This window comes from Kribbella sp. NPDC026596, from assembly GCF_040638415.1.
GTDB lineage: Bacteria > Actinomycetota > Actinomycetes > Propionibacteriales > Kribbellaceae > Kribbella.
This window is the reverse complement of the sequence record NZ_JBEZYF010000028.1, coordinates 46,734-71,901: the sequence shown is the minus strand read 5'-3', so window position 1 is coordinate 71,901 and position 25,168 is coordinate 46,734. Positions and strand designations below refer to the sequence as shown.

Genomic DNA, 25,168 nt, shown 5'->3' with positions numbered 1-25,168 from the left:
GTTCCGCCTGTTGCCCCATCGGGTCCGGAATGTTACGCCCGCGTCAACCTTCAGCGCGGGCGCCGGATCTTGGGCAGGTGCGGGGCGATCTTCGGCTTGCGGGCTGCGAGGACGACGGCGGGTTCGCGTTTGTCCAGGTCGGCGTGGCGGAGGAGCTCGGGGTAGGTGTTCTGCGGCACCGGCGGGTAGGTGGTGACGATGGCGTCGCCGGAGAAGACGAAGAAGATGGCCTGGCCGTCCTTGATGACCTTGAGCAACGAGCCCTCGCGGACGGTGAGCGCGTGTTCGAGCGCCTTCTTCCGCGCCGACCGCTTCGCCAGTGCGGCCTGCATCGCCTGCTGAGCCGGTTCGCGCCCATGCCTGATCGCCTCGACCGCCAGCGGCCCGTACCGCACGCCGTACTTGATCAGGTTCTTCGCCAACTGGCTCTGCCCCTTGCCACCCGCCATAACCCGAGCGTACTGAGCCCACCGGCCTGCGGTCGGCCTCCTTTTCAATCAACCTGACGAATTCCTGCCGGGCCTTGAGCTACTTCTCCGTATCGACTCGGATGAACGGCGCGGGGAACGGGAAGTTGGCGGCGCCGTCGACGAGCGTGTTGCCGTCGAAGACGATCGTCGCCGTCGCGGTCGCCGAGCGCTCCTTGCGCATCGACCCGGGCCCGTTGACCGTAGTCATGATCGGTCCGGCCCCGATCCAGCGGGCGTCAGTCGAAACGGTGTGCAACCCGCCCCGGTTGTCCCGCACGTTTGCGAACGTGCCGCTGACGCTCACGTTCTTGAGGTCCGGGTCGAACCGCGTCGCCGCCGCCTGTACGAAGCCCCAACTGAAGGTGCCGTCCGGACACTGGCCGACGAACCCGACCCTGAGGGGCGGGTTGAGGTCAGGCGTCGTCCCCGCCTCGATGAAATTGTCCGTCTCCACGATCAGGCGGCCGTCTGCGGCCGCAGAGCCATCCGGGCACTGGAACGGGGTCGACCAGCGGGCAGAGGCAACTTGCTCTCTGAAGCCGTTCGCGGCCGATGCGACGGCCGGTACAGCAAGCAACGCCAGGGTGGCGAGCAAGGAGACGACGTACCGGTACGGCCGCGAAGGTAGGTGAGCGGATTCGGTTCGCGGCAACCGCAGACCACGCATGAGCGACTCCTTTCCGAGGGTTCGAGCCGTTGGACACAGCCAGCCTGCTTGATTCTTGTAACGTGAGCGGTCCGCGAGAGGTTCACGATCGTGACCGTGATTGCGCAGCATCGCGCCGGGCGAGTGCTCCGGTTCCGGTCAGCCTGGGCATCGAGTCGACGGCGCCTACCCAATGGGATCCCCTGCGTCGTGCCCGACCAATTCGATCAGCGCCGCTCGGAGAGCCTCCAGTCGGTCCTCGCCGAGCTGGTCGGCCCAGGTGCGCTCGACACGGCCTCCCGCCTTGCGAGACATCGGTCGGATCGCAAGCCCGGCCTCGGTGAGTACGACGAGCCAGGCGCGCCCGTCGTTGGGGTCTGGACGGCGCTCGACCAGGCCGGCCGCGATCAGTTGTTCGACGCTGCGGGCCATCGTCTGCTTGCGCACATTGGCCTTGGTGGCCAGCGTCTGGACGCTGACGCCCTGAGGCGGTACGAACGGGATCACTCGTGCGTGTGCTGCGGTGAGGTCCCGGACACCGAGCTTCTCGAGCTCTGCGTCCATCTCCGTGGACCAGCGCTGGTTCGCCAAGCGCAGCAGCAACCCGACCAGTGGCTGGGGATGATGCCCGGTCATATAGACAGCCTCCTGTCTTTCGATTACGTTAGACAGCTACCTGTCTATCCTAGGAAGGAACATGACCGTGAACGCACCGACACTCCCCTTCGGCACCGCGATGGCGCTCGCTGAGCGCAACCTGCGCGGTCCACTGACCCAGATCCTCACCGAGGAAGACCTCGAGCCCGGCGCGTGGTTCACGCTCAACGCCCTCGGCCTACGAGGGGCTACCCCGGCAACGACCATCAAAGAGCTGCTCTCCACCAATGGCTACGACCACGCGAGCGTCGACGCGCTGCTTGCGCGCCTGGCCGCCGTTGGACTGATCGAGGACGGCGACGAGTTACTCCGCCTCACCCCCGCAGGAGCCGAGCGCTACGCGTCGGTCAGCGACCGGATCGGCACGGCGACCCGTCGGGTGTTCAGCCTCTTCGACGCGACCCAGGTCGAGACAGCCCGCGCCCTTCTGCAACAGGTCGCCGAGACCGATCCGGCGACGATCGCCGCGATCGCGTTCGACGAGGCGCCGGCGTGAGAAGGCCCACGCACACGGCGCCCCCGCCACACGGCGTCGACGAGGCTGCGAGCGCCGGTCGCCGAGGATGGCCCTGAGGTCGACTCAGACCCTCAGTCGTCGGCGGCCGATACCGCGGCGGCGATCGGCTCGAGCCCCGCAACCAGCTCGTCGAGCTCGTCCGCGCTGAGCACGTCGTACGCCGGCGCCGCCAGCTCGTCGGTGAGAGCCTCGATCCGCTCCTTGGTCCCCCGGCCGGTGTCGGTGAACCCGCCGGCGGCGTCCACGAGGCCGCGGACGCGCAGACCGTCGACGACAGCGGCCACCTGTGCCTTCGGTAGGTGGTGGATACGGCCGAACTCCTCTGCCTTCATTCCGAGGGAGAGAGCCATCAGGACGTGGGCCTCCGAGCCGCCGATGCCGTGGGCGACGAGGGCGACGTTGTGGCCGTCCCCGCGGTGCTCCCGCAGCAGTGTCGCCGCGTGCCAGAGCCTGGCTACCGGCTGCTTGGGGACGTCGAGCGCCCGGAGCCCGGCGTACAGCGCTCGGCCCTCGGTCGGCGCGCTGACCGCTGCTCGCGTGGCGAGGTCGGCCACCCGCACCAGACCGGGTGAGTCGGCGAGCTCCCCGATCATCTGCCGCAGCGCGGCGGCGCTGCCTCGCTCGCGCACGGCGATCGCCTCCTCCGGGGTGATCTTTCCCCAGACCCACGGGATGTGGCGCGCCACCTCGCCGTCGGCGAAGTTATAGAAGATCGCGTGCACCACGCCGGCCGGTGCCGGCCCCAGCGGCGCGGCCCGGCCCGCGAAGTATCCGTCCCAGTAGTTGCGCATGCCGACGGCCAGGAACGCGTCGTTCGGCACCTCGGAGAAGGTGACGGTGGCGATCGGCTCGACGAGCTCGAACATGCGGTGGACCTTGGCCCGTGGGTGCGACACCATCGGAATCTCCTTCGGTCGTGACACCGCCCTCGTGGACGGCCTCTGACCCTAGCGACGAACAAGCTCGCCCGGATTCGACACTTCCGGTCGATGTTCAGTACGACGCTCACGGTCCGCGACCGGCCGACGCCCCACTAGGCGCCCGATCAGGCTGCCTCGGCGATCATGTGGGGAAGGGTTGTGACCAGGACCGGCGTCTGATAAGCCAATGCCGCCGGAATGGAGGAAGTATGTCGGACCCCGCAGACCGGATCGACTTCGCCAATCTCCCCGCGCCCGACGTCGGCATTGTGGTGACGTTGTTCATCACCGTCCGCGAGGTCGCGCGCTCGCGGGACTTCTACTCGCGTGTCCTCGGCGGCACGGTCGTCCTGGACGAGAATCCGTGCATGGTCAAGCTGTCCAATTCGTGGATCATCATGAACCCGGGCGGTCCGCCCACCCCCGACAAACCAGGTATCTCGGTGGTCGACTACCAACCCGGCGACACGACCTCGATCTTCCTCAACCTGCGGGTCGCTGATATCCGGGCCTGCTACGAGGAGTGGAGGGCCAAAGGCGCAGAGTTCGTTACGCCACCGATCGACCGCGGAGCAGAGATCCGCTGCTACATGCGGGACCCGGACGGATACCTCATTGAGGTCGGCCAGTCCACCGGACTGCTGCACGGCGAGCTCGCCGCAAAGCGCGCGGAGGACCTCCCGGGCTGAGCTTGTCTCACCCATACGGCGTCGTGCGCACCTGGGCAACGTCTTTACCAAGTTGGGCCTCACCTCACACAGGGACCTCCGCTGACGCCGCCGCCGCGATCGTCCCCGGGCACAACCCCGGGAGTCGCCCTGGGACTACCCCCGGGGACGACACGCGCCGCTATGCGCGACAGTGAAGGCATGAACGAGACCTGTGACCGGTGCGGACCGCGAGTCCGCGCGGCGGTCCGCGCGGCGTACCGCACCGAGCGCGCCGGCGAGCTTTACCTGTGCCGACACTGCGGCCACCGGCTATGGCCGGCGCTGAACGCACGCGGCTGGACCATATGGCCCGCCGGCGAGCACGCATTCGCCCCCCAGGCGACCTAGCCCGACCGCCCGATCCCAGCGGGCCACGCCGTCACCTCGCGCAGCGTCTGCTTCGAGCTGGCACGCCGAGGCCAGTACTCCGTCAAAGACGGCGTGCCGCGCCACGTCTACAGCGGCCGCGGCCAGGTCCGGAGGATCACCAGCGACCTCGACCCCCGCAACGGCTCCGTCACGCCGACCGTCGGCCCCCGGCGAAGGGTGCCCGCGAACGATCCACACCGGGGGTGCCGGTGCTGTGGAGCGCGATGAACGCCTGGGCTTGGGATACTGCGACCGTGGACTTCACGACCTTTGATGTCGAGTACGACGGGGTGCTGAACCGTGGGTTGTCGATGCCGCGCGCCGAGTTCGCGGTCGAGGTCGAGCGACTGCGTGCCTTGGCCGACGAGATCGAGCCCGCCTCGGACCAGGACAACGCCCACCGGCTCGTCGCGAAACTGGACACGATCCTGGCGCAACACCAGCCCGCCGCGTCCGAGAGCATGACCACCGCGATCCAGATCCACCGCCGCGCACGCAACGCGAAGGGCACCCTCCAGCAGCGCATCGACCAGCTCCACGCGGGTATGGACGAGATCGGACGTATCGCCGACGGCGCCGATCGCGAAGAACAGAGCCAGATCCGCCACCTGACCGAGTCCCTGGGGATGCTCGCCGAGTCCTTGCAGATCACCGCCTCCGAGCCACGCGACTGACCACACCGCTCCCCACCCGGGCGAGGTGACCGAGCGACCGCTGATGCGCGGAGGTGATCGTTGTGGCCAGGACGTATGACGAGCTGCTCCAGGAGCAGGCGACGGCGGCGGTGCAGGTCCTCGGCGCGCACCACACGTCGTGGAACCGCACCGTCGAGATGCTCCCGCTCGACGATCCGCGCAGTGGGCTGGTCACCTGGGACCACACGATCAAGCTCCACCCCGACCGGGTGGTCAAGGACCTCCGGGAGATGTTCGACACCGCTGGTCAACAGCACGACGAATCCACGCTCCGCCGATATCGGAAGGCGCTGCGGGTCCTCCTGCACGAGAACGTCCACCTGCTGGCCGCGGCCGGGACCTCCCACGGCATGGGAGCCGATGCCTATCAGGAGCCGGCGAAGGAGATCCTCGAGGAAGCCACCACCGAAATCGCCACCCAACAGAACCTGAACGAATACATCAAGGCACTCGATCTGGAAGCGGTCGCCCCCGGCATCAGCCGCGAGCGGACCGAGCCGGCGTACGGCGAGTACGTGCCGGCGGTCGAAACCTTCGCCGAGGAGATCGGGGACGCGAGTGGGCACTCGGGCCGGGAGGTCATCCGCCAGATGGCGGTCGTGAACGCCGAGAACAAGTTCTCTGTGGCCGCCGGCCTGCTCTACGACCAGAAACTGGCGAGCCTGGCGCCGGCACAGGCCCGCGAGGGCTCAGTCCAGGCGATCGCGCAAGCGATGCAGCCCGCGTTCGCCGCGGTTCACGGATTCGACCCCGACGATCCCCAAGACATCCAGATGTCCGAACTCGCCGGTCTGATGGCCGCCCGCGTCGGCGGGAAGAAGGCCGACGAACTGACCAAATACTGGCAGGCCAATCAGGATCTACGCCGGAGCATCGACGCCGGACTCAGCGCGAGTACGCCGCTACGCGGTCCCCAGACACCTGGCCACGGGGCAGCGCCAGGACGGTCCGAGTCCCCCGACCGCGACGGCCGCCGCCCGGAGGCCGGCTCCGCCCGCCCAGCCAGCCACCGCACTCGCGGCGACTGACACGAGGGCCTTCGGTGCGGGCGTGCGTACGGTGACCGGCGTACGGGTGGCGCTGCGTTGACCGATCGGGATGAGCGACCTCTTCGGCGCGCGCTGACCTGGTCGACTGGGTTCAGCTCTCCCCGAGGCCGAGGGCGGTGAGTAGGACCAGCACGATGGTCGCCACAGCGAACAAGCCGTGGGTGTAGACGACAGGCTTGGGCAGACTGGACTCGACCGTGCTCGACGATTGCCCGCTGCGCCAGCGCAGGAACAGTAGATCCCCCAGGACGGCGATGGCGATCAGGAACACGAACGCCACCCAAGTCAGTGCCTCGGTGTCGGCGATCACGTAGACGATCCAGAGGATCAAACCTGTCGCCGCGAGCGCGAAGTGGCCGAAGACCAGTCCGGGCGCGAATCGGCTGGAGCGCTCGGTACCGCCTCGGGCAGCCTGAACGCCGCCCTTGGAGATCCACAGGTAGAGCATGCTGAATCCGAGTACTGCTGTGACCACCCAGGTCACCAGAGCCGCAACTGCCATCAGGTCTCCTCCTTCTCGATGGCCGGTGAATCCTGATACCCCTCGAGCTGAGTCGTCTCGTCAGCAACCCGGACGCCGTAGCGGTAAGCAAGCTTGCCGCCGAGATAGCCCGACACCGCCAGTACAGCCAGGCTGACCAGTGACAGCGCGATCAGTCCCCAGCCCACCCGAGCCGTGGCGCGGTGCCGGAGCAGGTAGCTGACGGTGTACGACGTCGTCACGGCGAGGTTCAGCGACATATGCACCGCCGCGGTACGGAAGGCCCGTGTCCGAGGCGGGATGGCGAAGAAGTCCAGAAAGCCGAGCATTGCCGCCGCAAGAGCGCCCAGCACGCCGAGCGCGATCAGCCAGCGGGACCCGCGTACCAGGAACGCGCCGTCAGCGACGACCCGCGAGGCCAGGTCGAAGACCAGGCTCGCCGTCCAGCACCCAATCGGGATCGCGACGGCGGCCGGGTGCAACGGGTGACCGTACGCGCCGGCGAGCCGCGTCACCGGCCGCTTGGCCTGTCGCATCGGTTCCACGCCGCCTCCGATCACCGTCAGAGCTGGTGCGCCTGCTACTCACACGTCGGCGAACGGATAGCGGTTCAAGGCCCTGAACTCCCGAAGGCGCGCAGAGCCGCCGAGTGACCGAGGAGCGTCCAAGGACCGTTAGCCAAGGTTCCGGGCCGGCCGCCGGTGATGAGGAGCCGCACCCGGATACGACCAAGCCGAGCTCGACCAGTACGACGAGCACGTGACCGGGATCTGGTCCAGGATGACCGCCGATGCCGGCGCGGGTTGTAGTCGGACTACGCGGTGAACTTCTCGTGCGCGGCCATCGCCGCGCCGACGATGCCGGCGTTGTTGAGCAGCTGAGCCGGCTTCACCGGTGTGGAGAGCTCGAGTAGCGGCACCCACTTGTCGGCGTGCTTGCTGACCCCGCCGCCGACCACGAACAGGTCGGGGGTGAACAGGTTCTCCACGTGCCGAAGGTATCGCTGCACCCGCTTGGCCCACTGCTTGAACGACAGGCCCTCGTTGTCCTTCGCCGCCGAGGAGGCCTTGGTCTCCGCGTCGTACCCGTCCAGCTCGAGGTGACCGAGCTCGGTGTTGGGCACGAGCTGGCCGTCGAGCAGCAGCGCACTGCCGATACCGGTGCCGAAGGTGAGCAGGATGACCACGCCGTCGACGCCTTTGGCCGCGCCGAACCGGGCCTCGGCGATGCCGGCCGCGTCGGCATCGTTGAGCACGGTCACGTCGCAGTGGGTGATGTCGGTGAGGACCTTGTCGACGTCGGTCCCGATCCAGCTCTTGTCGACGTTCGCGGCGGTCTTGGCCACCCCGTTCTTGATGACGGCCGGGAACGTCGCACCCAGCTCACCGGTCCACCCGGCCTCCTTGACCAGCCGGGCCACGACCGCGGCGACGGGCTCCGGGGTGGACGGATCGGGCGTCAGGTACTTCACCCGCTCCGTGGCCAGGTCGCCCTTCTCCAGGTCGACGATGGCGCCCTTGATCCCGCTGCCGCCAATGTCAACCCCGAAAGCGGTCGACGTCCTCATCCTGGGCACCTGATCTCTCCCCTCGCCCGCAGTTGCCGCACCGGGTCAGCGTCCTCGCCAAGCGTCGAGCAGATCGGCACGGCCGGCCGCCGACGCGTATCGACCGCACATGCTCGCCAGCATGCCACGCGCCTCGGACGCCGTCAGCGATGCCGGCGGAATCACTCTCGACCGGCGCCTCCGCGCTCTGGGACAACAAGCAGCGATTCGCTGGTCATCCGTCTGCGGCCTACAGCGGCCGGCTGTTCCATAGACGTTTGCGGGACAGTCGAGCCGGGCGGTCATGACCGACGCCTAGATGGTGGCGCACTGGGCCGAGTCTGAGCGCGAGTGGCCTGATCTGCCGGGCTACGTCGCCGGCGTGGCGGCTACGTTCGCTGGACGTGGCGGCGCTCGGGTCGGCTGCCGATCGAAGTCCCGGACCAGCTCGCCGGCTGATCCTGCTCCCTCACGGCTTCCTCGGCCAGTTGGCGCCGCCGGACCCTACCCAGCGATGGCTGCCGTGGATCTCGGGGCGGTAGGCGAGCGGCCAGCAGCAGATTCGTCCGGGGTGCGCCCCAAGCGTTCGGCCGCGCGTCGCACCTCTTCCCAGTCGGTGGCATAGAACACCTGACGATCCCACGGCCCACCAGCGAGGGTGATCACCGGCTCGCGCTGTGGCCCGGACATCAGCTAGCGCCTTGCTAGCGTGCCGGTCGAATCTCGTTCTGGTCGATGAAGGAGACGCACCCGTCGGCCGCGATGGCGGGCCGCGCGATGGTATTGCCGAGGTATCCGCTTCCGATGAATCCCACAGTCGTCATGTTTTCCGCGTCTGTCCAGAAGAGCCTTGTCCTCGTCATTTGCCGGACTGGTTGCGATTGGGTTCCAGCCGTCAGCTGCCGGGGAAATAATGGCCGTTGTCCAGATCGGCAAGCAGGCCGGGCTGAGCGGGTTTCCAGCCGAGGGTCCGGCGCGTGATGAGGTTGGAGGCCGGGTAGTTCTGCGTGATTATGTTCGCGAGGAACCCGAAATATCCCGGCACCATCAGTTCGTCCGCGGGAATGCTCACGGTGGGCAGGCCCAGGTGGCTGCCGATGGCCTCGGCGATCTCGCGGAGCGGGATGCCCTCGTCCCCGACCGCGTGCCAGTATCTGCCGGCCGGTCCCTTCTCCAGCGCCAGGCGGAACAAGGAAGCGACATCGCGGACGTGCACGGCGTTCCACAGGTTCGCGCCGTCTCCGGGGTAGCCGGCGAAGCCCTTCTCCTTCGCGAGCGCGATCAGCATGGGGAGGAAGCCGGCGCGATCGGTCGTGCTGTGCGCGATGTTGGCGATCCGCACGACCGAAGACCGCACTCCCCGCTCGGCGAGGCCGATGACGGCGGTTTCCACGACATTGCGAACCCGGAGGGTGCCCTTGTGCTCATCGCCGACGGGAAGGGCTGGGTCTTCCTCGGTGGCCGGCCGGCCCAGGATCCCCCCGGTCCCGGGCGAACCTATGCTCCCCGCCGCGACCAGCGGCTTTCCGGTTCCCGCGAGTGCCTCGCCGTACGCGAGCATGACCGGGAGCTCCGCGGCGGACACGGCGTCCATCCCGCCGGACGGAAGCAGGTCTTGCCTGTGCGCGACGTGGATGACACCGTCGGAGTCGGCGGCTGCCTCCTTGAGCCCGTCGAGGTCCTGGAGGTCGCCGCGGCGCGTCTTCGCGCCAAGCGCGGACAGCGCCGCTGCGGCCGTGTCCGACCGGGCCAGGCCGGTGACCTCGTGCCCGGCGGCGATGAGCTCGGAGATGATATACGAACCGGAATGGCCGGTCCCACCAGTGACGAAAACGCGCAAGCTACTGCTCCCTGTGAGGATGCGGCGGAAGAAATGGCGGTGCGAGTGCACTCAGCCGGGGACGTCGACGCTGAGGGCGACGTCGAAGCTCCCCGCGCCGTGGCGGGCCAGGCCCATCAGCAGCGGCCCGACCCCTTCCAGCCAGCGGGCCATCTCCAGGCCGCCGACATCGAGGGGACGCAGTCCGAGGCTCTCGATGAACGCCAACACGCTGGCCTTGGCCTGTGCGTCATCTCCGGCGAAGAACACGTCCAACGGACGCCCCTGGGCCAGGACGTGGCCGAAGACGGTGTTGAACGCCTTCACGACGTGCGCGCTCGCGGGGGCGGCCTTGGCGATCTCCTGCGCACCGGAAGTGCCGTCAGGGATGACAAGCCCGGTGGCGTCGGCGTTGAAGGTGTTGGAGATGTCGATGATGACCTTGCCGGCCAGTGCATCCCCGTACTGGGTGACGACCGGCACGGCGCTGGTGTACGGCACGGCGAGGACGACGACGTCGCCAGCAGGGACGGTGCCGAATGTCCCAGCCGTGGCCCCGCTGCCGAGCGCGGCGGCCAGGCCCTTGGCCTTGGCGGCGTCGCGGCCGATGATCTCGACGGAGTTGCCGCCCGCGACCGCGCGAGTGGCTATGGCGCGGGCCATGGCCCCCAGGCCGATGAAACTGATGCTGCTCATGGGTGAGCACTCTCTTTCTCTAGTCTGAATCGAACGGCATGCCCACCCGTCGTTGTTAACGGTTGAGCGAGTCGGTGATCCATCAACCGTTGTCAGGGCGCACGGCGCCCTGTTCGCCGACTGCTCGGCCGCGGGGCTCAGCCGGCAAATTCGTTGACGCCGAGGGCGAAGTCCCAGTGGCCAACCCCGTTGCCGGCGAGGCCCACCGTGACCACGCCCATTCCTTCCAGCCAGTGCGCCATTTTCAGGCCGCCGACGTCCAGCGGGCGCAGCCCGAGGCTCTCGATGAATGCCGCCACGCCCGCCTTGGCCTGCGCATTGTCGCCAGCGATGAAGACGTTGGGCCGGCCCTTCTCCAGGACATTACGGAAGATGGTGTTGAACGCCTTCACCACGCTGGCGCTGGCCGGGGCCACCTTGGCGACCTCCTGCGCGATCGAGGTCTCCTCGCTGTGGGCCAGTCCGTCGAACGTGGCGTTGAAGGGGTTGCTGATGTCGACGATGACCTTGCCCGCGAGGGCGTCTCCGTACTCGGCGACGACCGGAACGACAACGTCGTACAACAGGGCTGTGATGACGATGTCCCCGGCCGGGACGGCGCCCCACTTGCCCGTCGTCGCGCCGCCGCCCAGAGCCTTGGCCAGGTCATCGGCCTTGGACTGATCGCGTCCCATGACCTCGACGGTGTTGCCGCCCGCCACCGCGAGCGTGCCGATGGTACGGGCCATGTTCCCCGTACCGATGAGGGTGATGCTGCTCATGAGGTGTGCTCTCTTCCTGTTCTCGACGTGTCGCGCTGTCTCGTTCGTGCCGGGTCAGGCGCAAGCGTCGGTCGCGACGGTTTGGCCAGCGGCATTCCTGGTGTGTGGTTCAGATGGCTGTGGTGCCGCCGTCGGTGACCAGTTCCAGGCCGTTGACGTAGCTGGAGTCGTCCGAGGCGAGGAACAGGGCCACGGTGGCGATTTCTTCGGGGCGGCCCATCTTTCCGCGGGGGATCAGGGACTCGAATGCGGCCTTGGTTGCCTCGTCGAACAGTTCTTCCTGCTTGGCGGTGGCGACCTGGCCGGGGGTCAGGACGTTGACCCGGATCTTGCGGTCGCGCAGTTCGTTGAGCCAGACGCGGGCCCAGGCCTGCTGGACGGCTTTGCTTCCCGCGTAGAGGCTCCAGCCGGGGAAGGCGCCGAGGGACGCGTTGGATCCGGTCATGAAGATCGAGCCGTTGTCGTTGATCAGCGGCAGTGCCTTCTGCACGGTGAACAGGGTGCCGCGCGCGTTGAGCCAGAAGGCGCGGTGGAACTGTTCCTCGGTGATCTCGCCGAGGACGGCGGGTTCGCCCATCCCGGCGCTGGCCCACAGCACGTCGATCCAGCCCTTTTCCCGCTTGACGGTGTCGTACAAGCGGTCCAGGTCGTCCAGTTCGGCCGCGTCACCCTGGACGGCGGTGACGTTGCGGCCGATCAGCTTGACGGCCTCGTCCAGTGTTTCCTGCCGCCGCGCCTGGATGAAGACGTGCGCTCCTTCCTCGACGAACAGTTTGGCGCCGGCCAGTGCCATGCCGGTGGATCCGCCGGTGATCACCGCTACCTTGCCATCGAGCTTTCCCACGATCACTCCGTTGAATTGATGGGCATCCGAAACAGTTCGGTTCTTATATAAACCAGACTCGTCGTCAACGCCGTCGAATGACGCGATGGACGGGCCCATTACTGACGTGCTCATTCTGGTTCTGGGCCCTGCTACCAAATACCGATGCCGAATTCTTATACCGAATTCACTCGGGCCCCATGAACGATGCCATTGGCTTGAGCTGGTGTCCAAGACCCTTTTCAGCCGTGGTGATACCTTGAGGGCATCGCCGGACCGGGAGGCTCCATGGATCTGGACCTGCGCAAGTTGCGCTACTTCGCCGCCGTCGCCCACCGGCTGCACTTCGGCCGCGCCGCCGATGAGCTGCACATCGCACAGCCGGTGCTCAGTCGGCAGATCCGCGCACTGGAACAGGATCTCGGCGCCTCGCTGTTCACCAGGGACAGCCACGGCGTAGCGCTGACCGACGCGGGCCGACAACTGCTGGACGACGCCGGTCCGCTGCTCGCCTCCGCGCACGCGGTCCGGCGCCGGGTGTCCGTAGCCGCCCGCGGCAGCCAGCGGCTGGTGGTCGGATTTCGGGCCGGCATCCCGGTCATCCCGGCGACGCGGGAGTTCGAGGCCCAGCATCCGGACGTAGTCGTGGACGTGCAGCGAATGGAATGGGACGACCAAGCCCTGATGCTGCTCGACGGCCGCGTCGACGTCGGCTATGTGCGGCTGCCCATCGACGAGACCGGCCTGCGCCTGACTCCGCTCTACACCGAGCCGCTCATGGTGGTGCTGCCCGCCGGTCACCGGTTGGCCGGCAAGGAGGAGGTCACCGAGGCCGACCTGGCCGGTGAGCCGCTGGTCTGGCATGCCGACGCGAGCACGCAGCCCACCAGGCGCCCGCACCCCGACTCCGGGCTCCGGGTGCGCGGGGTGGAGGAGAAGCTCGAGCACGTCGCGGCCGGCCGTGGTATCTCATTCGTGGGGCGTTCGGAGACCGTGTTCTACTCACGTCCGGACATCAGCTACGTGCCCGTCCCGGATCTGGCGCCCGACCAGGTATTCGTCGCGATGGCGGCGTCGCGCACCTCGCCGATGGCCGACGACTTCTTCACCGCGGCGCAAGCGACGGCCGAGATCACGGCAGAATGTGGGAACTATGAGGCTTATCCAGGCGGTCGAGTCTAAAGCTGCTGTGGACTGCCGAAATGGGCTGCAAGCGGTCGGCCCGCGATCATGCCCGGGAAGAGCCATCGGGCCAGTCCGGTCGCTGCGCTGATCGACCAGCGATTCCGCGGGCGCGAAACCCCGCGGCCTGCTGTAGGGCGCGGTGTCTCGATCGGAGACCCCGCCCCGCGCCCTCGGATCGAGCCGGCGCCAGGCTCTTCGGGGTCGTGCCGACCGAATATCGGCAGACCGGTAGTCCGCGCGCCCGCATCGCGACAGGGGCATGCCGTAGTTCACTGGAGCGAGACATACCTGCGTTCTTTCATCGTTCACATCGCGTTTCCGGGAGCCGAGGTGGCGGCTGAGTTCGTGGTCGACGAGGCGGTCGGGCCTTCGTGCGTCGAAGTGCTGACCGGCGCGCTGCAGGTGCGCGTCGACGTCCACCACACCGAGCGCAGAGTCTGGTTCGACACGCATGACTGGCGGCTGTTCCGGGCAGGGCTGCTGCTCGAGCACCACGTGCGGAAGCGCGAGTCGTGGCTCGTGCTGAGCGACCTCGAAGGGCAGCGGATCTCCCGACAGCCGACCGGCCGTACAGCGGTCACCGCGCACTCCCTTCGGGACGGTGTGACGCGAGACCGCGTCCTCGAACTGATCGGTGTGCGGGCGCTGCTGCCGCGCGTCGTCGCGAGCGGTCCTGTTCAGATGCTCTCGGTGCTCGGACCCGAGGAGAAGACCGTCGCCCGGATCGTCGTCGAAGGTCCCACAGAAGTCCGGGACGGCGCGGCCGTCGGCCTGCGAGCCAGGATCGAGTCTCTCCGCGGCTACGACAAGGACGCGGCCAAGGTGTGCCGAACACTGGACGCCATCCCCGGGTTCGGGTCGGCCAAGGAGCCGCTCTTCGAGTCGGTCTTCCGGGCCGCCGGTCTCCATCCGCGCAGCTTCCGGTCGAAGCCCGACCTGGAGTTCACCCGGCGGGTCCCGGCCACCCAGGCGTTCGCCGGCACGCTCACGCAACTACGAGAGATCGTCCTCGACAACGTCGAGGGCACGCTTCGCCAACTGGACACCGAGTTCCTCCACGACCTGCGGGTCACGGTGCGCCGTACCCGTGCCGTGCTGAAGTTCGCGCACGGAACGATCGACGAGGACATCCGGGCGAGGTACGCCGTCGAGCTCAAGTGGCTCGCCGATCAGACCTCGTTGAGCCGTGATCTCGACGTGTACCTGCTCGGCTTCGACGACCTGGTCAGCCACGTGTCCGCATCGAGCGAGCTCGAACCGTTCCGCGAGCAGGTCACGCGGCACTGCACCAGGGCGCACGCCGCACTCAATCGCGCACTGAGGTCCGAACGATTCGCCGCGCTGCTCGACGGATGGCACCGTGAGCTGGCGGTCCCGGGGCCTATCGAGCGCCCGGTGATCGAGGTCGCCGACGAGCTGCTGAGCCGCGCTTGGAAGCGAGTCGCCAAGCGCGGCGACGCCATCACCGAGACCTCTCCGGCAGAAGCCGTGCACGACCTCCGTAAGCGCTGCAAGGAGCTGCGCTACCTGCTCGAGTTCTTCGGCAGCTTGTACGGCGCCGATGCCCGAAGCGAGGCCGTGAGTGAGCTCAAGCTCTTGCAGGACATCCTCGGCGAGTTCCAGGACGCCGAGGCCCAACGCATGAGCGTCCACCAGTACGCCGTCGAACTCGCCAAGGCCGGGACGCCCCCGGCGACGCTGATGGCGATGGGTCGCCTCGAACACCACCTGCAGCTTCGTCAGGACGCCGCTCGTGCCGAGGTGGCGGACCGCTGGCATCGGTTCAACCGGAAACACAACCAGCGTCTCTACGCCAGGATGGTGACCAGCCGATGAGGATCATCGCGTCGTACAGCATCAAGGGCGGTGTCGGGAAGACGACCGCGGCGGCGAACGTCGCCTGGCTGGCCGCCGAGAGCGGACACCGGGTCCTGTTGTGGGACCTGGATCCGCAGGGCGGTGCGACGTACCTGTTCCGGATCCGGCCCAAGGTCAAGGGCGGCGGCGAGGCGCTCGTTTCCGGCAAGCGTGACCTCCGCGACGCCGTCAAAGCGAGTGACTTCGACAACCTCGACCTGCTGCCGTCCGACTTCTCCTACCGCAACCTCGACCTGCTGCTGGACGCGCAGAAGAAGCCGACCCGCCGCCTGGGCCGGCTCCTCGACAGCATGGCCGACGAATACGACGTCGTCGTACTCGACTGTGCGCCGAGCGTGTCGCTCGTGTCCGAGGGCATCGTGCGCGCCGCGGATCTGGTCCTCGCTCCGCTGATCCCGGCTCCCCTGTCGGTGCGCACGCTCGACCAGCTGCGGTCGTTCATCGACGAGGCCAAGGGGCCTGCGCCGGACCTGCTCGCGTTCCTGTCCATGGTCGACCGCCGTCGCCGGCTGCACCGCGACCTGTCCGAGCAACTCCCGAAGGAACACCAAGACGTCGCGGGCACCACGATCCCGATGGCCTCGGTCGTCGAGCAGATGGGCGTACGCCGCGCCCCGGTGGTGGCCTGGGCCCGCACCTCCCCGGCGTCGGTCGCCTACCGCAGCCTGTGGGACGAAGCCCGGGTACATGCGAAGGTATGAGCCCCCGTTGAAGTCGAGCACGGTCCCCGTCGCGAACGCGGCCTCCGGAGACGCCCGATAGACGATCGCCGCCGACGTACGCCTGTCACCGGCCGCGCCTTCTGCCAACCTCAACGTCCCCAGCCAGCACAACACGGGTGACGTTAACCCGGCTGGAGGGTTTGGCGGAGGGTTCTGCGGCTGCGGTGCAGGCGGGACATCACTGTGCCGGGCGGGACGCCGACCATCGCAGCGATCTCACGGACGCTGAAGCCTTCGATCTCGAAGAGCAGGAGCGCCTTCCGATACTGCTCCGGCAGGGACGAGAGTGCCTGGCGGAGCTGGTCGTCGAGCATCGAGCCGACAACCGTCGCTTCGGCCGACGCCTCGGCATGCCGTCGATCCACGGCGTGGTTCGGCCAGGCCTCCGGAATCGTCGTCGGCTCGTGCAGACGCTTGCGGTAGCCGTTGATGAACGTGTTCCGGAGGATCCGATAGAGCCAGGCAGTCAGGTTCGTCCCGGAGCGGAACCGGGAGAACCCGCGGTAGGCCCGCAGGTAGGTTTCCTGCAGCAGGTCGTCCGCATCGGCCGGGTTCCCCGTGAGTCGCAGCGCGGCGATGTGAAAGCGCGGCAGCAGCGGTATCGCCTCGGCTTCGAACCGGGCCTTCAGGTCTTCCGGGGTTAAGGACATCACACTCTGAGACTCTTCCTGGCCGGCCTCTTTGTCGTCGCGGCGAGCCTCCATCCGCCCCTCCCACTGACCTGACGTGGGGCTACCTGCTGGCAGGCATCCCGTCACCTCGGTTAGCGTTCGTCCAGGGAAAGTGTGGTGACATGGACCGTCGCCGGGCGAGTTCAGTGGTCGTCCACCGGCTGACTGGATTGCTCGCAGCCGGCCTGCTGGTTGCTGCCGTGACCGCGCTCATCAAGTTCGGCGAGCCGCACGTTCCGACCCTCAGCCTGCTGGTGCTCTACCTGCTCGCGGTACTGCCCATCGCGATCTTCTGGGGTACTCCACTCGCCGTCATCACGGCCGTGCTCAGCGTGTGGGCCTACGCGTACTTCTTCGTCAGCCCACTGCACTCGCTATTGCTCGCCGATCCCGAGAACGCGGTCGGCTTGGGTGTGTTCCTCGTGACGGCGGTGGTCGTGGGCGAGCTCGCGGCTCGGCTACGGCGGGCGGCGCTGGAAGCCCAACGGCTGTCCGCCGAACAGTCCGCGCTCCGGCGGGTCGCCACTCAGGTGGCGCAAGGCGTGTCGCCGAGTGTCCTGTTCACCGCCGTGACCGAAGAGGTGGGGCGACTCTGCGACGCCGATCTCGCGCGCATGGAGCGCTACGAACCGGACGGAACGGTCACCGGTGTCGCGGCCTGGAGCCGGGTGCCCGTCCACCTGGTCATCGGGGAACGGTTCGACCTCGACGGGGTGAGCATCGCCCGTGAGGTACGCCGCCGCGGCGAACCGATCCGGCTCGACAGCTTCGCCGGTGCGTCCGGCATGATCGCGCAGGAGGCGCAGACCCTCGGAATCCGTTCCTCGATCGGCTGCCCGATCACTGTGGGCGGCCGGCTCTGGGGCGTCGTCGCCGCCTCCACGACCAGGGAGACCCCGTTCCCGGCCAACACCGAGGCGCAGATCGCGGGCTTCACCGAGCTCGTCGCGACCGCGATCGAGAACGCGGAGGCCCGGGCCGAACTGATGGCATCCCGCGCCCGCGTCGTGGTCACCGCCGACCGGACGCGCCGCCAGATCGAGCGCAACCTGCACGACGGCGCACAACAACGACTCGTCTCACTCGCACTCCGGCTGCAGACAGCTCAGCGTAAGGTGCCAACTGAGCTGGTCGAGCTGACCGCGGAGCTGGACCAGCTCCACGGCGGACTGACCGACGCGCTGGATGAGCTCCGCGAGATGGCGCGCGGCATCCACCCGGCGATCCTCGCCGAGGGCGGCCTCACCCCGGCACTGAAGTCGCTGGGCCGCCGGTCGGCGATTCCCATCCGCCTGACGCTGCGCGCAGAGCCGCGCCTGTCGGAGCGGCTCGAGGCGAGCGCCTACTACTTCGTCTCCGAAGCCCTGACCAACGCGGCGAAACATTCGCGCGCCTCGCTGGTCGCGGTCACCACCGATATCACCGGCGACGCACTCCGCGTCGAGATCCACGACAACGGGCAGGGCGGCGCGGACTTCAGCCGGGGCACCGGGCTCCTCGGCCTCCGTGACCGGGTGGAAGCGCTCGGTGGCCGGCTGAACCTCGACAGTCCCCGCGGCGCCGGAACCACCTTGACAGCGGAATTCCCGCTGGCCGGCAGCTGACCGTTGAGTGGCCGAATGGCCAGAGAGGTCGCGTTAGCTGGAATGCGCCGGAGCACCCGGAGCGTGATCCTGGTGACATGGCGTTGCGCTGCTTCATCGTCGACGACAGCACTCATTTCCTCGATGCTGCCCGCTCGCGCCTCGAAAGTGACGGGCTCACCGTGGTCGGGGTCGCCTCGACGATCGAGCAGGCTCTGCGGCAACTGGACGCCGCTGAGCCTGACGTCGTACTCGTCGATGTGAGTCTTGGCAGCGAGAGCGGCCTCGACCTGGCCCGGCGGATCCAGACCGAGACGAACGTGGACCCCGCGCACGTCATTCTGATCTCCACCCATGCGGCGGACGACCTGATCGATCTGGTCGCAACCGTGCCGGCCGCGGCGCTCCTGTCCAAGACCAGGTTGTCGGGAAGCGCTATTCGCCGGATCCTCGACGTCACGTAGGTCTACCGTGAACACATGACGATCGAGTCGGCCGGCGAGAGCGGTGGGGAGCGAACCCGCGTTCTCCTGGCCGAGGACGACGTACTCCTGCGCCAAGGGCTGGCCAGCCTCCTGGAGCAGTCGGGGTTCGAGGTCGTCGGGCAGACCGGCGACAGCGTGTGGATCCTCCCGCTGGTGCGGGAGCTGACGCCCGACCTGGTCGTGGTGGACATCCGGATGCCACCGACGAACACCACCGAAGGACTGGACGCCGCCCGGGAGATCCGGCGCGAGTTCCCGGCCACCGGAATCCTCGTGCTGTCGGCCCATACCGAGGTCGAGCACGCGATGGAACTGCTCGCGTCCGGCCAGCGGATCGGCTACCTCCTGAAGAGCCGGGTGACGGATGTCGGCGACTTCATCGAGACGCTGGAGCGGATACTCCGAGGCGGCTCGGCCATGGACCCCGCCCTGGTCCAGGAACTGGTCAGTGCCCGCCGCGCCAACCATCCGCTCGCCGAGCTGAGTCCGCGTGAGCACGAAGTGCTCGCCCTGATGGCCGAGGGGCGCTCCAACGGCGGCATCGCACGCCAACTGTGGGTGACCGAAGCGACCGTGGAGAAGCATGTCCGGCACATCTTCGCCAAACTGCGGCTCCAGGAGACCAGCGGCGACCATCGCCGGGTGCTGGCCGTGATCACCTACCTCGACGCCAACTGAGTACCGGTCAGCCAGCCGTGCAGATTCCGGCTAGCCGGTACTAGGTCTGGACGCTGGCCGTGCAGACGCCCGCCGCCCGATAGCGGATCGTTTCACTAGATCACCGGCCTGGGGACCCCACAGGCAGGCGGGCTTGGCGTCTTGAGAACCCCCTCCAACACCTCGGCGCCAGGCCTGCCCTCCACAGGAGTTCTGATGCGACAGATTCGGATCGCGAAAGTCAATCGCAGAAAAGACCGACGGTACGACGACGCTGTGCTCCCGCTCGATGTCAGGGACCCGGACATCGTCAGAGCCAAGCAAGCCGTCGCAGCCGCACAGCAGCGGGTGCGGAGTTCGGGCGACCAGGACTGACTGCGCCGGGTCGGCGTGCGGTGGTTCATGGCGTCAGGCACCATGGAGCGCGTGAGTACGCCCAACCCGCGCCGGCCGATCATGCCGGGCAACAAGCTGTTCGAGTCGCTGCCCGGTGCTGCCGACCCGGCCACCGTCACCGAGGTCGCGCACCGGACCGCCGAACTGCTCGTGCGTGGTGTCCGTAACTCCGAGGACGCCGAGGTGCATGCGCGGGTGGTCAAGCTGGCCGACGACTACGGCCTGGACGAGCTCGCCGAGCTGTGGTCCGACGCGCCGGCCGACTCGTTGCCGGGCTCGTTGTGGCGGCTGTACCTGCTGCGCTCCTGGGTGCACACCAACGCCGAAGAGGTCTCCCGCGAGTTCGCGGCCGGTCGCAAGTACGCCGAGGTGCACGCGGTGGTCGCGGGGGTCGCCGAGCCGCCGGGGCCGGCCGAGGTGCGGGACATGGTCGACGCCGTACTGCGGGGTGTCGCGACCGGGGACTTCGCCACGACTCTGGACCGGGCGGCCGCGTTCGCGCGGATCGTGGCGACCGGCCGGGCACACCTCGCCGACGACGGTCACGACCGGGTGCTGTCGGCCTCGAAGCTCGTCGAAACGGCCGATCAGTTGCAGGCGGCGGCCCGCTCCGAACGCGCCGGGCAACTCTGGTAGTTGCGCGCTTCCAATTCGGATGCTATAGCGTCTTGCTGCCCGAGATCCCTACAGGACAAGGGGTTTGGGCACCGGTTACACTGTTCGAGGTGTCGGGCCGGTGCAAGCCCCGGGTCCCAAAATTAGCCGCTACGAGCGGCCACGCGCCGTGAGGCGCTTCCCGGTCCGACGCCACCTAAACCAAGTGAAGAACACCCCCCGGTCGCCCAGGCCGGGGGGTGTTCTTCGGTTTCTAGCGGATTCCGTAGAAACGGGTCAGGGTCTGCGTGACGGACTTGCCGTTGGTGTCGGTCAGTTCGACCTTCAGGGTGACGAAGTCGGTCGCCTTGGTGTTGTTGACCAGGGCCACAGCTTTGGTGCCGAGGTTGACCACCGGGACCTGGGTCCAGCTGGTGCCGTCGTCGTACGACGTCCAGACGCGCGCCGACGTGAACCGGCCGGTTTTGTACCACTGGCCGGACTCAGCTGTGATGGTGATCGGGTAGAGCGGTACTCGCGGTGCGCGGTCGTTGAGGTCGACGGCGAGGGCATAGTCGGGGAAGAGCAGCGGCAACGGCTTGCCCGCGTCGGCGGCCGAGCTCGTCCACCTCCAGCGCGTCTCGACGTTCGACGGCGACTCCCACTTGTAGTCGCCGCGCTGCCACCGGTTCAGCTTGTAGACCAGCTCGAGATTGGTTGCCGCGGCCGGCACGTCCCACACCCCCTGGCCGTAGTACCCGTACTCCCCCAGCGATACCCCGTCCGCGAGAAGTTCTGTCCCGCCCAGGTCGAGGAATCCTTGCCGCGAGAAGTGTCCCGGTTCGGTGTCCGCCCAGCTGGCGAAGTTGCTCCAGACCGTGTTCCCCGCCCGCGCGGCCGGCACGAACTTCAGCCCGGTCGTCTGGTCGGTCACCAACCCCGGCCGCAGCCCCGCCTTGAACCAGCTCTCGCTGTGCCTACTCCCGGGTTCGTACGCCGTCGCCGTCGACGTCATCAGCGTCGCGAACGGCCAGGCCATCGCGTCCGCATGCCCGACCATCTGCGACACCTTCGTGTCCTGGTCGGCCGTGACCAGGTGCTGCACCCGCGTCGGCCCCGCCACGGTCCCCCGGTCCCCGGTCGGGATCAGGTTGAGGCTCCACGGCCGCCACACGTCGACGTACTCGGAGTAGTTGTAGGCCTTCCCTGGCGTGTAGTACGTCGCATCGATCGTGGCCAAGTCGCGATCGCGGACCCGATGGGTGGGTTTGCCCGTCACCTGCTGCTCGTGCGTGAACGCCAGGCTGTACAGGTACGGCGACTTCGCGCCGGCCGGCGATCCGAACTGCCACCCCTCGACCACTTCGAAGGTCCCGCGGCGAGCCTTCGGTGTCGTGCCGAGGTAGATCGATTTCACCCCGGTGCCGTAGCTGCGGCTCGACGAGAGGATCCAGTTGTCGACAATCCGACCATAGGTCAGGCTGCCGCCCTTCGGTGCGCTCGGACGCTGGGTCGTCACCGTCGCCTGGGACGCCGTCCGGGCGTCGTAGGTGATCGTGGTGTTCTGCGTCAGCGTGATCTCAGGGTCGCCGAGGAAGGCGTACGAGTCGACGAACCCGTCGGCGCCGTCGTGCGCGATCGACGCCGCCAGTGAGTACGTGCCCGCGCGCAGGTGCAGCGTGCGGTCCGCACCCTCGAAGCCGACGCGCTGCGCAGCGATGCTGTCGAGGTCGAACACGTCCAGGCTGGAGATCGACGAGGCGGGCTTGCCGTCGCGGTCGATCAGCTTGAAGGTCACGTCGACGTACTGCGGCTCGAGGTAGAAGCCGAGCGGGGTCACCGTTGTGCGCCCGTTGCCAGTAGCAACCACGCGCGCGCTGACCGCGCCGTACAGGCCGTAGTCCAGGGCGGCGGACGGGTCGACGGTCACCGGTAGGTCCGCGGTGCCACCTGCCGGTACGGTCAGCGAGCCGGCGCCGAAGCTGAGGAGCGACGACGGCAACGGCTTCCCGTTGTTGCCGCGGGCATCGGTCGCGAAGGTCAGCGTGACCGGTTGCGTCCCGCTGTTGTGATAGGTCAGCTGCTTGGTGATCTTGTCCGACGAGGTGTGCGGCCAGGCGAACGTTCCGAGGTCGATCGTGCCCGGCCCGGTCACCTGCTGCGTGACCGCTTGCGCGACGTCGAGCTCGCCGGCGCCCTGCTCGTAGATCCCGACCGTGCTGGCCGAGCGCACCGAGTTCTGCAGGGTCGCCTTCAGCTGCTGACCGTTCCAGTCCGGGTGCTGCTGCTTCAGGATCGCCGCCGCGCCGGCCACATGCGGCGTCGCCATCGAGGTGCCGCTCATGTCGACGTACGCCGAGTCGCCGCGCCCGCCCGCCCGTGCCGCGGTGATGTCCACGCCGGGCGCCGCGATGTCGGGCTTGACCGCGTGGTTGGCCATCACCGGACCGCGACTCGAGAAGTCGGCGGTCGTCTGGGTCAGGTCGGTCGCCGCCACGGTCAGTGCCGACGCCGCACACCCCGGGCTGGTGATCGCCTCGGCCGGTCCGCCGAGGTTGCCAGCGGCAACGACGACCAGGACACCGGATTCCTTGCTGATCCGGTCGACCGCCGCGGCCATCGGATCGGTGCAGTCGACGGGTTCCGACGTACCGATGCTCATGCTGATCACGTCGGCGCCCTCGGCAACGGCCCATTCCATCCCGGCGATGATCCAGGAGAGGTCACCACTGCCGTAGTCGTTCAGGACCTTGCCGGCCAGGAGTTGTGCACCGGGCGCGACGCCCTTGTTGCGACCGTTCGATGCGACGCCGCGACCGGCCACTGTGGACGACGTGTGCGTGCCGTGACCGTCGTGGTCGGCGACGTCGGGGCTGTCGGTGAAGTTCTGCTGGGCCTTGACCGCGCCAACCAGGTCCGGGTGCTCCGCATCGACACCCGAGTCGAGGACGGCGACCGTCGTACCGGTGCCGTCGTACCCGGCCTGCCAGGCCTGCGGCGCGCCGACGTACGGGACGCTCTCGTCGAGGGTCTTGTGCACCTTCGCGTCGAGCCAGAGCTTCTGGACGTCAGGACCGCCAGAGAGCGATAGCCAGGTTTCCCGGGCGCGTTCTTTGTCCGTCCGCAGCGCGGTAGCTCCGACAGAGGACAGTGTGCGGGTGCGGGTGGATCCGGCGGGCACTGCTTGCTGTGCGGCGCGGGCAGTCGGTTTGTACGTCGCGATGACGGGGATCTGGTCGGTGGACGCGTCGTCGTACCCCTGCCGGATCAGACCGCTCACGTTGAAGAGCGCCTGGTCCACCTTGCCGCTGTTCACCAGGCGGGCGGCGCTATCGGGGACGACGTACAGGTCTTTGCCGACCGTACGAGTCTCATAGCCGCCATGGGCGGCGTCGGCGGGGACGAACCGCACACTGCTGCGTCCAGAGCCGGCTGGGGTGACCTGGACCTTGTCACCCGTGAGGAGCGTGACGACCTTCGCACTGTCCACCTGCACCGGCAGAGTGGGCTGGGCGGTGGACACCGGTGGCGCTGCGGTGGCGGGAACGGCGCTGCCTGCGACAAGAGCAGTCAGAGCCACGCCGATCAAAGCTTGACGGGCCAGATGCATGGGGAGAACCACCTTCGGGACGGTTGACGGGTAGTCCATCGCAAAACCGCCAGCGAAGGAGCCGTCACTCCTGGCAAGATTGCGACAATTCGCCTACCCGCCAGGGCCGGGCCGCCACATAGCCGACTGCTGGGAGGCATCGTGCTCGACGTGCTCGGACTGGATGACTCCGAAGAACTCGCGTATCGCGCCCTCGTCGAGGTGCCGTCGTACGACGCCACCGAGCTCGCGACCCGGATCGGCTGCCACCCGGTCGAGGCCGCGCGCTCCCTGATCGCCCTGGAGACGCTCGGCCTGGCCGCGAGGTCCAGCGGCGGCACCGATCGGTACGTCGCCTCGCCGCCATCGGTCGCGCTTGCGGCACTGGCCGTGCAACGCGAGGAGGAGCTGCGGCGGGCGCAACGCGAGATCGAGTCGCTGGCCGAGGTTTACCGGGGTACCGACACCGAGCGTTCGGTCAGTGATGTCGTGGATGTGGTCCGCGGCGCGAAGGCGGTTGGCCAGCGGTTCGCGCAGCTGCAGATGTCGGCGCGCGAGGAGGTGCTCGGGTTCGTCCGGGCCGAGATCGCGGTGGTGCCGCCTGAGGAGAACAAGGAGGAGGACGCCGCGGTCACCCGGGGAGTGCGCTACCGCGTAGTGATCGAGCGCAGTGCCTTCGACCGGCCGGGGTTCTTCGCCGCCGCATCCGACTCACTCCAGGCGGGTGAACAGGTCCGGGTGGTGCAGGAGCTTCCGATGCGGTTACTCATCGTGGACCGCCGGATCGCCCTGGTACCGCTGCTGTCCGGATCCGGCGGCAGCATCGGTGCACTGATCGTGCACAGCAGCGGCATGCTCGACGCCTTGCTCGCCCTGTTCGACCGAGTCTGGCGTGACGGACTCCCCCTCGTCCTGGGCGCCAACGGCATGGCCGAGGGCCCGACTGACGGATTGCCGGAACTCGACGCCCGCATCCTCGGCCTGCTGCTGGCCGGGCTCACGGACCAGGCTGTCGCCAACCAGCTCAATCTCTCCATGCGCACCGTCCAGCGCCGGGTCCGCGCCCTGATGGACGTGGTGTCCGCCGACACCCGCCTGCAGCTGGGCTTTCACGCCGCCCGCCGCGGCTGGATCTGAGCCGGTCAGGGTTGATCCGGGGGAAACCCCCTATCGATCTGGCCCGAACGCGGGCAGACTCGTTGGAAGTCGTTGGCCGGTCTGCTAGGGGGTGGGCCGCTGATCAGCCAGG

General features: G+C 68.1%; 26 protein-coding genes. 13 read left to right on the top strand and 13 right to left on the bottom strand.

From position 1 onward, the window contains the following. Positions 1-50: 50 nt before the first annotated feature. The 3 genes from AB0E63_RS23570 to AB0E63_RS23560 all read right to left on the bottom strand — a co-directional run bounded on the left by AB0E63_RS23570 (position 51) and on the right by AB0E63_RS23560 (position 1,752). A complete protein-coding gene (locus AB0E63_RS23570) occupies positions 51-449 on the bottom strand; it encodes a hypothetical protein (protein ID WP_360369954.1) in 399 nt (132 codons plus the stop codon). A 79-nt stretch (positions 450-528) separates the two neighbouring features. Next, entirely contained in the window at positions 529-1,137 is a 609-nt protein-coding gene (locus AB0E63_RS23565) for a hypothetical protein (protein WP_360369951.1), read from the bottom strand. Between the two features lie 165 nt (positions 1,138-1,302). Then, positions 1,303-1,752 (bottom strand): MarR family winged helix-turn-helix transcriptional regulator, encoded by a 450-nt coding sequence (locus AB0E63_RS23560; protein WP_360369948.1) that lies wholly within the window; start codon positions 1,750-1,752, stop codon positions 1,303-1,305. Between the two features lie 61 nt (positions 1,753-1,813). Here AB0E63_RS23560 and AB0E63_RS23555 point away from each other — a divergent pair, with 61 nt between their 5' ends. Continuing rightward, complete coding sequence (locus tag AB0E63_RS23555) at positions 1,814-2,269, top strand: hypothetical protein (protein ID WP_360369945.1); 456 nt, start codon at positions 1,814-1,816, stop codon at positions 2,267-2,269. Positions 2,270-2,361: 92 nt separating this feature from the next. Here the strand turns inward: AB0E63_RS23555 and AB0E63_RS23550 are convergent, their stop codons facing one another. Then, positions 2,362-3,189, bottom strand: a complete 828-nt coding sequence (locus tag AB0E63_RS23550) for a MarR family transcriptional regulator (RefSeq protein WP_360369942.1) — start codon at positions 3,187-3,189, stop codon at positions 2,362-2,364. 230 nt (positions 3,190-3,419) lie between these two features. Here AB0E63_RS23550 and AB0E63_RS23545 point away from each other — a divergent pair, with 230 nt between their 5' ends. From AB0E63_RS23545 to AB0E63_RS23535, 3 genes are all read left to right on the top strand, one after another. Continuing rightward, the gene (locus AB0E63_RS23545) at positions 3,420-3,899 is read left to right on the top strand and encodes a VOC family protein (RefSeq protein ID WP_360369939.1); all 480 of its coding nucleotides are present in this window, start codon (positions 3,420-3,422) and stop codon (positions 3,897-3,899) included. Between the two features lie 644 nt (positions 3,900-4,543). Beyond that, a complete protein-coding gene (locus tag AB0E63_RS23540) occupies positions 4,544-4,963 on the top strand; it encodes a hypothetical protein (protein WP_360369936.1) in 420 nt (139 codons plus the stop codon). Between the two features lie 62 nt (positions 4,964-5,025). Next, positions 5,026-6,012 (top strand): hypothetical protein, encoded by a 987-nt coding sequence (locus tag AB0E63_RS23535; RefSeq protein WP_360369933.1) that lies wholly within the window; start codon positions 5,026-5,028, stop codon positions 6,010-6,012. A gap of 112 nt (positions 6,013-6,124) precedes the next feature. On the opposite strand, the gene AB0E63_RS23530 is transcribed toward AB0E63_RS23535, so the two are convergent. The 7 genes from AB0E63_RS23530 to AB0E63_RS23500 all read right to left on the bottom strand — a co-directional run bounded on the left by AB0E63_RS23530 (position 6,125) and on the right by AB0E63_RS23500 (position 12,279). Further along, on the bottom strand, positions 6,125-6,535 hold the full coding sequence (locus AB0E63_RS23530; protein WP_360369930.1) for a hypothetical protein: 411 nt from the start codon (positions 6,533-6,535) through the stop codon (positions 6,125-6,127). Continuing rightward, positions 6,535-7,050 (bottom strand): DUF2231 domain-containing protein, encoded by a 516-nt coding sequence (locus AB0E63_RS23525; protein ID WP_360370045.1) that lies wholly within the window; start codon positions 7,048-7,050, stop codon positions 6,535-6,537. Before AB0E63_RS23525 ends, AB0E63_RS23530 begins: the two co-directional genes overlap by 1 nt. 278 nt (positions 7,051-7,328) lie before the next feature. Then, entirely contained in the window at positions 7,329-8,081 is a 753-nt protein-coding gene (gene ppgK, locus AB0E63_RS23520) for a polyphosphate--glucose phosphotransferase (protein ID WP_360369927.1), read from the bottom strand. An 874-nt stretch (positions 8,082-8,955) separates the two neighbouring features. Beyond that, entirely contained in the window at positions 8,956-9,900 is a 945-nt protein-coding gene (locus AB0E63_RS23515) for an SDR family oxidoreductase (protein WP_360369924.1), read from the bottom strand. Positions 9,901-9,951: 51 nt separating this feature from the next. Next, positions 9,952-10,575 (bottom strand): NAD(P)-binding domain-containing protein, encoded by a 624-nt coding sequence (locus AB0E63_RS23510; protein ID WP_360369921.1) that lies wholly within the window; start codon positions 10,573-10,575, stop codon positions 9,952-9,954. 137 nt (positions 10,576-10,712) lie between these two features. Beyond that, positions 10,713-11,336: an NAD(P)-binding domain-containing protein gene (locus AB0E63_RS23505; protein WP_360369918.1), complete on the bottom strand. Its 624-nt coding sequence runs from the start codon at positions 11,334-11,336 to the stop codon at positions 10,713-10,715. A 109-nt stretch (positions 11,337-11,445) separates the two neighbouring features. After that, positions 11,446-12,279 (bottom strand): SDR family oxidoreductase, encoded by an 834-nt coding sequence (locus AB0E63_RS23500; protein WP_360369915.1) that lies wholly within the window; start codon positions 12,277-12,279, stop codon positions 11,446-11,448. A 168-nt stretch (positions 12,280-12,447) separates the two neighbouring features. Between AB0E63_RS23500 and AB0E63_RS23495 the strand changes: the two genes are divergently transcribed. The 3 genes from AB0E63_RS23495 to AB0E63_RS23485 all read left to right on the top strand — a co-directional run bounded on the left by AB0E63_RS23495 (position 12,448) and on the right by AB0E63_RS23485 (position 15,923). Further along, positions 12,448-13,341 carry a LysR substrate-binding domain-containing protein gene (locus tag AB0E63_RS23495; protein ID WP_360369912.1) on the top strand — a complete coding sequence of 298 codons (894 nt, stop codon included), beginning with the start codon at positions 12,448-12,450 and terminating at the stop codon, positions 13,339-13,341. A gap of 333 nt (positions 13,342-13,674) precedes the next feature. Continuing rightward, positions 13,675-15,180 carry a CHAD domain-containing protein gene (locus AB0E63_RS23490; RefSeq protein WP_360369909.1) on the top strand — a complete coding sequence of 502 codons (1,506 nt, stop codon included), beginning with the start codon at positions 13,675-13,677 and terminating at the stop codon, positions 15,178-15,180. Continuing rightward, a complete protein-coding gene (locus tag AB0E63_RS23485) occupies positions 15,177-15,923 on the top strand; it encodes an AAA family ATPase (protein WP_360369906.1) in 747 nt (248 codons plus the stop codon). Before AB0E63_RS23490 ends, AB0E63_RS23485 begins: the two co-directional genes overlap by 4 nt. A 143-nt stretch (positions 15,924-16,066) precedes the next feature. Here the strand turns inward: AB0E63_RS23485 and AB0E63_RS23480 are convergent, their stop codons facing one another. Then, positions 16,067-16,648 carry a sigma-70 family RNA polymerase sigma factor gene (locus AB0E63_RS23480; RefSeq protein ID WP_360369903.1) on the bottom strand — a complete coding sequence of 194 codons (582 nt, stop codon included), beginning with the start codon at positions 16,646-16,648 and terminating at the stop codon, positions 16,067-16,069. A gap of 89 nt (positions 16,649-16,737) precedes the next feature. Between AB0E63_RS23480 and AB0E63_RS23475 the strand changes: the two genes are divergently transcribed. From AB0E63_RS23475 to AB0E63_RS23455, 5 genes are all read left to right on the top strand, one after another. Further along, complete coding sequence (locus AB0E63_RS23475; protein WP_360369900.1) at positions 16,738-18,219, top strand: DUF4118 domain-containing protein; 1,482 nt, start codon at positions 16,738-16,740, stop codon at positions 18,217-18,219. 77 nt (positions 18,220-18,296) lie between these two features. Continuing rightward, positions 18,297-18,662, top strand: a complete 366-nt coding sequence (locus AB0E63_RS23470; protein WP_360369897.1) for a response regulator — start codon at positions 18,297-18,299, stop codon at positions 18,660-18,662. A gap of 15 nt (positions 18,663-18,677) precedes the next feature. Further along, complete coding sequence (locus AB0E63_RS23465; RefSeq protein WP_360369894.1) at positions 18,678-19,361, top strand: response regulator transcription factor; 684 nt, start codon at positions 18,678-18,680, stop codon at positions 19,359-19,361. A gap of 195 nt (positions 19,362-19,556) precedes the next feature. After that, positions 19,557-19,715, top strand: coding sequence for a hypothetical protein (locus tag AB0E63_RS23460; protein WP_360369891.1), 159 nt, complete (start codon positions 19,557-19,559; stop codon positions 19,713-19,715). Positions 19,716-19,766: 51 nt separating this feature from the next. After that, positions 19,767-20,372, top strand: a complete 606-nt coding sequence (locus AB0E63_RS23455; protein WP_360369889.1) for a hypothetical protein — start codon at positions 19,767-19,769, stop codon at positions 20,370-20,372. Positions 20,373-20,604: 232 nt separating this feature from the next. Here the strand turns inward: AB0E63_RS23455 and AB0E63_RS23450 are convergent, their stop codons facing one another. Further along, positions 20,605-23,940 carry a S8 family serine peptidase gene (locus AB0E63_RS23450; protein ID WP_360369886.1) on the bottom strand — a complete coding sequence of 1,112 codons (3,336 nt, stop codon included), beginning with the start codon at positions 23,938-23,940 and terminating at the stop codon, positions 20,605-20,607. A gap of 141 nt (positions 23,941-24,081) precedes the next feature. Between AB0E63_RS23450 and AB0E63_RS23445 the strand changes: the two genes are divergently transcribed. Further along, the gene (locus tag AB0E63_RS23445) at positions 24,082-25,056 is read left to right on the top strand and encodes a helix-turn-helix domain-containing protein (RefSeq protein ID WP_360369883.1); all 975 of its coding nucleotides are present in this window, start codon (positions 24,082-24,084) and stop codon (positions 25,054-25,056) included. Positions 25,057-25,168 lie beyond the last annotated feature (112 nt).